At 57.0% G+C, this 7,216-nt stretch carries 7 protein-coding genes; all 7 read left to right on the forward strand.

The window, feature by feature from the left end; translation table 11 throughout:
- The first annotated feature begins 157 nt into the window (after positions 1-157).
- The 7 genes from HDF16_RS29815 to HDF16_RS31750 all read left to right on the forward strand — a co-directional run bounded on the left by HDF16_RS29815 (position 158) and on the right by HDF16_RS31750 (position 7,016).
- The gene (locus HDF16_RS29815) at positions 158-760 is read left to right on the forward strand and encodes a recombinase family protein (RefSeq protein ID WP_432432308.1); all 603 of its coding nucleotides are present in this window, start codon (positions 158-160) and stop codon (positions 758-760) included.
- A gap of 38 nt (positions 761-798) precedes the next feature.
- On the forward strand, positions 799-1,170 hold the full coding sequence (locus HDF16_RS29820; RefSeq protein WP_184224550.1) for a hypothetical protein: 372 nt from the start codon (positions 799-801) through the stop codon (positions 1,168-1,170).
- Positions 1,167-1,409, forward strand: a complete 243-nt coding sequence (locus HDF16_RS29825) for a hypothetical protein (RefSeq protein ID WP_184224552.1) — start codon at positions 1,167-1,169, stop codon at positions 1,407-1,409. Before HDF16_RS29820 ends, HDF16_RS29825 begins: the two co-directional genes overlap by 4 nt.
- Before the next feature lie 513 nt (positions 1,410-1,922).
- Positions 1,923-2,651 (forward strand): alpha/beta hydrolase family protein, encoded by a 729-nt coding sequence (locus HDF16_RS29830; RefSeq protein WP_184224554.1) that lies wholly within the window; start codon positions 1,923-1,925, stop codon positions 2,649-2,651.
- A gap of 272 nt (positions 2,652-2,923) precedes the next feature.
- Complete coding sequence (locus HDF16_RS29835; protein WP_184224556.1) at positions 2,924-3,286, forward strand: PadR family transcriptional regulator; 363 nt, start codon at positions 2,924-2,926, stop codon at positions 3,284-3,286.
- Positions 3,287-3,298: 12 nt separating this feature from the next.
- On the forward strand, positions 3,299-5,929 hold the full coding sequence (locus tag HDF16_RS29840) for an ADOP family duplicated permease (RefSeq protein ID WP_184224558.1): 2,631 nt from the start codon (positions 3,299-3,301) through the stop codon (positions 5,927-5,929).
- A gap of 316 nt (positions 5,930-6,245) precedes the next feature.
- Complete coding sequence (locus HDF16_RS31750; RefSeq protein ID WP_184224560.1) at positions 6,246-7,016, forward strand: 6-bladed beta-propeller; 771 nt, start codon at positions 6,246-6,248, stop codon at positions 7,014-7,016.
- The last annotated feature ends 200 nt before the right edge of the window (positions 7,017-7,216 follow it).

Genomic DNA, 7,216 nt, shown 5'->3' on the forward strand with positions numbered 1-7,216 from the left:
GTGATGACAGAGGATACGGGCGCACTCTATTTCGCCCTCGTGATCGCGCCACATAGCGGTGAAGAAAGCCCGCCACTTAGCTCTGAAGATCACAGCTTTTTGATTTATCGTACAGGTAATGACGAAGGTCAAAGAGCCTATTCGGACACGTCGGCCCGTGCGAACGCGCAAGCCGTCCAAAGGCCACCAGGTCGGCTACCTGCGCGTCAGCTCCCTGGATCAAAACGAGGTCCGCCAGCTCGAAGGGTTGGCCCTGGACAAAACCTTCACCGACAAAGCCTCCGGCAAGGATGCGAAACGGCCCCAATTGGAGGCCATGCAGTGCTTCGTCCGTGAGGGAGACACGGTGTTCTGTCACTCGATGGACCGGCTGGCCCGCAACCTCGACGATCTGCGGAAGATTGTGCTGGGGCTTACTGAGCGGGGCATCCATATCGTCTTTGTGAAAGAAAACCTGACCTTCACCGGCGAGGATTCGCCCATGTCGAATCTGCTGCTGAGTGTCATGGGGGCGTTTGCTCAGTTCGAAAGAGAATTGATCCGTGAACGCCAGCGTGAGGGAATTGCGATCGCAAAGAGGGAAGGGAAGTACAGCGGTAGGAAGCCATCTCTGACACCCGCGCGGGCGGCCGAGTTGCGGCGGCGAGTTGCCGATGGCGGCTCGAAGGCTGCGCTTGCTCGTGAGTTCAGTATCAGCCGGGATACGCTATATCGGTACGTGCCGGTCAAAAAGCGCCGTGCCGGGAAGCTTGCAAAATGAATCGTGAGCAGGGAAGGGAAGCAGAATGCGGAGGGCACATGCTGAATTCAGAGAACAACGCGAGTAGGAGTTTTGTGAGTCCAGAGCTGAAGGAATGGGTTCCTGCCGAGTACGAGGCCGGCTACGCAGCTCGGTTTGCAGACGCCTCGGAATCTCTGACAGCGACTCATTGCTGGCGTGTGGGGTGGGAGGACGCCAACACGGAGCTGTTTGAGAGTGCCCGCCGAAACCGGCTTATCGCAGAGGGAACGGAAGAGGCGTTCACGGAGACGTGGGGAACCCTCTACGACATTGGCGGGGATGCCCGTGTGAATGGAATCCCGTTCGATGAGCACCGAACGGAATCGTGGAAGCTGGGCTGGATCGACGTAGACATAAAGTTGGGAACTATCGGAGGAAGGAAACGATGAGTGAATCGGAGATGCAAGCGGAGCTGGAGCGCCTGCGGGCTGAGAATGCCCAGCTCAAGAGCAAAGACAAGGGCGGCCTCACTTTGAAGGTGAGCGAGAAAGGCGGGCTCTCCCTGTACGGCATGGGGCGCTTTCCGGTCACACTCTACAAGGAACAATGGCTCCGCATCCTGGCGAGTGCGCCGGAGATCGAGGCGTTCATCCGCGAAAACGACTCCAAGCTGAAGACGAAGGAGTAGGCCTTTGAAGAATGGCGCCCAGACCGCGATTTGTTGTCCCTGCGGGAAGGAGAAGATCCTCGCCCTGGGCCTCTGCGCGACCTGCTAAACGCTGAAACGGCAGGACGTCGAGGATTTCGGCGGCCTGCGAGAGCAGGTCTTAGAGCGCGATGGATACGCTTGTAGGGTGTGGGGTGATCCCCATCCGGGAGTGCATCATCGGGAACCGGGCAAGTCTGTGCTGCATCTGATGATCGCTCTCTGTGCGGATGTCACGCTAAAGTCCACCGGACGAAGGTTGTCCTTACGGAGTTTCCGCCGCTTCTGCTGGTGCTGTGGCGGGAGCAGCACCCGGAAGGCCACGAACAGACGTACCTTGATTTCAACGTTCGCAAACCAGCGGCTCAACGTGTGCCACTCAACTTTGAACCCGCCCAGAAAGATTGAGCTAGGATCACCGGTAGCTGTCATCGGGGGGAGGAGAACGAATTGTCTCAATTGTGGAGAATAGGCACTTGTTATGTTGGGCGTGTGATGTTTCCCACGTTTATATTCCTGATCGCGGCTGTAAACCTGTCGGAATGCTTAGCCCAAAGTGCAGTAATCTCTTTTCACACAATCGTAGCTCCAAAATCAGGCGAGGATGTCGCTAACCCATGCGAATACGAGCTGCGAATCTTGTCCGAAAACAAACGAATCCATGGATTGTTTGTGGTCTTCGAGCGGGGGCCGGAGCTGCAACATTTTTACGAGGAACCTGAGATCACTGCTTTCGCAAGAGAGCACGACTTAGCGCTGCTCATGCCAATGGGGTGCCCTGCGAAGGATCATGGAGACATAGACGTCGACCCGAATCGAGGCCTTGGCCGAGCCTTATTGGCGGCTGTGGATCAATTGTCCGTTATAACGGATCATCCGGAACTCAAGACTGCTCCTCTTATCGTTCTTGGTTTCTCGGGAGCCGGAGCGCTTGCGGGCAGGCTTGTTGGTTTTGCCCCTGACCGCATCGAAGCAGCAATTGTCTCACACGGAGGGCAAGTTTCGCCATTTAACCTCGATACGATCAGCCTCTCAGGTGCTGCGTTGAAGATTCCCGAACTCATTCTCGTGGGGGGTAAAGATGAGGTAGTCCATCGCCAACTCGCTCAACATCGCCACCATCGCCCTCGCGCAAAAAGTAGGCTAAGAACTCAAGCGGCAGCCAATCAGATGCCGATCCGCTCGACCTCATCGAGCGAGATCTCGTCGCTCCTTCGCTCGTAAAGCCCAGTGGTCCGTGCCGACTCAGGGGCTGCCAGCTGCTGGGCGATCTCCAACCGGCCACCATTCTTGAAGTACGCGGTGATGCCCGTGGCCCGGAAGGTGTGGCAACCAATCTCGGTCTTGATCCCAGCTGCCAGCGCCCGGCGGCATTAACCCGCTGCCTGAGATGACTCGAAACCAACGAACAAGGCTTGGCGAATCGCAAGTCAGCCCTGAGCTGGAATGCCGCTCCCCTTGACATCCGACCAGAATCCGATCTAAGCTCAGGTCGAGTGTCGACCCGAAGAACGGACAGCCAACTCGAACTCATGCAGGGCACATTGGATCTGCTGATCCTACAGACTGTAGCCCCCGGCCAACTTCATGGCCACGCCATCGCAAACTCCATTGAGCGTCGCTCCGGGGAAGCGTTGCAGGTGGGTCACGGCTCCCTGTATCCGGCACTGCAGCGTCTGCTAAAACTGGGCTTCATCGTCGCCGAGGACGGAATTTCAGAGAACAACCGCAAGGCCAGGTTCTATCGCCTGACCGCAAAGGGCCGTAAGCAGCTCGTCGTTGAAGCTTCAAAGTGGCAGAAGTTGTCAGACGCGATAACACGCATCCTGGCTCCTGCGGCCGAAAAAACTCCCTTGTAGGAGAACTCGATCATGTTCGACTGGAAAAGACGCAGAAAGCAGTTGTTTCAGGAGTTCGAGGCACACATCGACATCCAGACCAAGGAAAACATCGAAGCTGGTATGCCGCCTGAGGCTGCAAGACAGGCGGCCCGGAAGAAGTTCGGCAATGTGCTGCTTGCAGCGGAGCAGTCCCGCGAAATTTGGGGCGGACTCTGGCTTGAGCGAATGTTGCAAGATCTTCGGTATGCAGTGCGTAGTCTGAGCGGGGCACCGGCCTACACCGTAGCCCTTCTCTGTACCCTCGTATTGGGGCTGGGTTCGGTCACAACCATGTCTGCCATCGTCGAATCGATTCTGATACGACCGGTCGCTCTTCCCCATTCCGAGCAATTAGTGCAGATGTACAGTGAAGACGGTCCGGGCGGATTCAATGCATCGCAGATAGCCTTGTCGTACAAAGCAATCGAGGAACTGCAGCGGAACGCGCATTCTTTTTCTAGCTTGACCGGATACAACACCATGGCGCGGCCAGTGACCGCCTCAGACGGAACGAGTATCTCGGTGCTGACAGTAGCGACGCCCGAGTTTTTCGCTACCTTCGGCGTGCAAGCAAAGCTCGGGCGCCTGATCGGCCCCGGCGATGCCAGGGCGGCTGTGGCTGTCGTCACCGACGAGTTCTGGCGTGAACGGCTACACGCTGATCCGAAGGCAGTGGGGGCGACGATAAAGGTCTCGGGCCAGGACCAGACAGTGATCGGAGTGCTGCCCGCAGGAGTTCACGTTCCTCAGGGAACAGGTGGGCAGATCGTTTATCTTCCAGTATCTATTAATGCTTCAGGACAAGACGACTTCAAGCTTGACTCAGCTTTGGCGGTTGCAAGACTCAAACCCGGCATTTCGCCAAAGCAGGCCCGGGAAGACGCGCAGAACGTATTCTCCCACGCCGACCGCTCGAACGCGGAGCAGGGAAAACGTCTGGCAATGCGCTCGTATCAGGACCTAGTGGTCAGCGATCTCCAGCGTCCTCTGTTGACTCTGCTGGGGGGTGTCGGGGTGTTGCTGCTGATCGCGTGCGCCAACGCGGCCAATCTTCAGATCGGTCGGGCGACCAGCCGTATGCAGGAGATGACGACGCGCTCCGCACTGGGTGCCAGCTTTGGTCGACTGCTCCAGCAACTCGTTACGGAGAGCATCCTGGTCTCTCTGCTTGGGGCGACGCTGGGAGCAGCATTGTCCTATGTCGCCATCCAAGTGCTGCGGAACGCTTATCGCATGCAATATTCGCGCTTCGACGAGTTGTCGATTCATCCCATTGTTTTGGTGAGCACTGGCCTGCTCGCCATCCTTGTGGGAGTGCTCGCGTCCATTGCACCTCTCTTCAGCATCCGTCGACAGACAACGGCACCGGTCAATAGCAGGAATGCTTCACGCACATCCCGGCTTGCTGGAGTCCTGGTCGCAATCCAGGTTGCGCTGACTTGCGTGCTTCTGGTGGTGAGTGGCCTCTTTGTGCGTACCTTGCGGTCGCTCGAACATGTAAATCTAGGATTCGATCCCCGCAATGTGACGACGCTGATCCTGATGCCTGAACAGCAGAACCAGGATCCCGAGCGGTCGCGCGAGATCGAGACACGGCTGTTGCAGCGGTTTGAGACGCTCCCTGGCGTGCAATCGGTGGCCATGCAAACCGATATCCCTTTTTCCAACTACAACGTTGTGCTCAATGGAACCTCAGAGGTCTCCGGGCGAGCGTATCACGAGGGCGATGCCGCCAACTACAGCATGGTCAGTTCGAACTTTGTCCGGGCAAGCGGAATCCGTCTGTTACAGGGGCGCGACTTCGTGCCACAGGACGCGGCCAGCCCCGCCATGCTGATTCTGGTAAATGAGACCTTCGTGAAAAAGTACCTTGTAGGCCAGCATCCCATCGGCGCAAGCGTGCGATTCCATCGCAATCCTGGGGAGACAGACGCGGATATTCCTTTCAGCCAGCCGATGACGATTATTGGCGTGGTCGAGAACGAGATACAGGGAGGTGATCTCGGGGCTCCGCACCAGCCAATGGTTTATCTCGACTACATGAAGCTGCCAGGGAGTTCGTTTCTGAGTGCGGTGTTCAGTATGACGGCACAGTATGCCATACGCTCTCCGCTGGCTCCTGCCGTGATGGCGTCGGAGCTGCGCGCCACGGTTGCCAAGGAAGCGCCCAGCATGGTGCAGATGAATCTACAGCCGATGGAAGACGCGATCGCTCAGTCGCTTGACCAGAGGCGGTTGGCCCTGCGACTGGTGGCAGGGTTTGGCGTGATTGCGTTGCTGCTGTCCGCCGTAGGGATTTACGGTGTATTGGCCTATTCAGTGGCCCTGCGCCGTCGCGATATCGGGATCCGCATGGCGCTTGGTTCCACCCGAGGCAAGGCCGCAGGGCTCATTATGCGTCAGGCTGGAATCATGACATTGATCGGTCTGATTCCCGGCATCGCGGGTGCGTGTGCTACGGGGTATGCCGTGCGTTCGTTTCTATACGGAGTGAAGATGTTCGATCCGGCATCCATCGTCGTCTCCGGCTGCTTACTGGTCATCGTCTTTCTTGTCGCCGCATCTCTTCCGGCTCTACGGGCAGCCCAAGTCGATCCGGTGGAGATGTTGCGAGCGGAATGAACCCCGGATGGTTGCTTAGCGGCCTGCTCCGAAAGTCCCCCGTACCATCTTGAAACGGTGGTTTCAGAACGTACAACACACACTGCGACTCCCGAGAACAATCGGCTATCCTCTCATTAGGGGGCACATGCAATTTCACTGGCAACAAGTTTGCTGCCTTTTCGTGTGTTTAAGCGTGGTCCCTTCGGGGATAACTCAATCTCCGCAGCTTTCTGACGCAGCGCTTGCCAGACGAATCGAGACCTCACCAACACTGCCACTCACAGAGACGCGACTTCCTTTGCATGCCCCGTCTCCCGATTGGGAGCTTGGCCCCGTGTCCGGTGTAGCGGTCGACGCAAACGGGAGTGTGTACGTCATCCAGCGAGGGAGGAAAGCTGATCCTATTTTAGTCTTTGACAAGCATGGCTACCTTCTTCGTTCTTGGGGAAAGGGCGACTTCATCCTGCCCCACAGTCTCCGGCTCGATCCTTCAGGGAATGTGTGGGCTGTCGATGCGGGTGCTTCCAAGTTGATAAAGTACTCTTCATCTGGCAAAAAACTCCTTACGATTGCTGTCGAGCCGGTGCCCGATAACGGCAGCCCTTTTCGTGGAGTCACAGATCTCGCCTTCACCTCGAATGGGCACATGTTCATCACGGACGGCTATGGTAACGCCCGCATTCTGGAGTACACAGCCGATGGTAATAGAGTCCGTCAATGGGGGCACCCTGGTACAGGGCCTGCCGAGTTCCATCTGCCACATGCGATTCAGATTAGTCAGCACGGCACGATCTATGTGGCTGATCGAGAGAACGGACGCATCGAGAAGTTCGACCTGAACGGAAGGTTCTTAGGAGAGATCGACCAACTTGGAAGGTGTTATGCGCTTAGACTTGACCGCGGAGCGTTATGGGTGAGCATGAGTTCCATGGGCGAAGATGCCGGAGCTCCAGGATGGCTGGTTAAGCTGGACCCCGAGAGTGGACAAATTCTCGGTCATCAGACACTACCTGAGCAACGTGTAGGTCACGCTCTCGACTTTCTACCGTCAGGGGAACCTATCGTTACAGCCGGAAACAGTGTGATTTTGTTTCAACGGCGATGACGATCAGCCCGAGGCGTCAGAGACCAAAGGCATCTTCATGTGCCGATGATAAATAAGCCCGATTCAATCCGCTGGTTCTTTTCCCGCAGTCTTCCCCTAAGGGATGGCGGTCTCAACCGGTCGATGCAACACTATCTGATTTGGAGGTGGTGTTGATGAGACAAGGAAGACGGTATGGGCTTTCTGCGGAGCAGAAGGCC

Source organism: Granulicella aggregans, assembly GCF_014203275.1.
In the GTDB taxonomy this organism is placed as follows: domain Bacteria; phylum Acidobacteriota; class Terriglobia; order Terriglobales; family Acidobacteriaceae; genus Edaphobacter.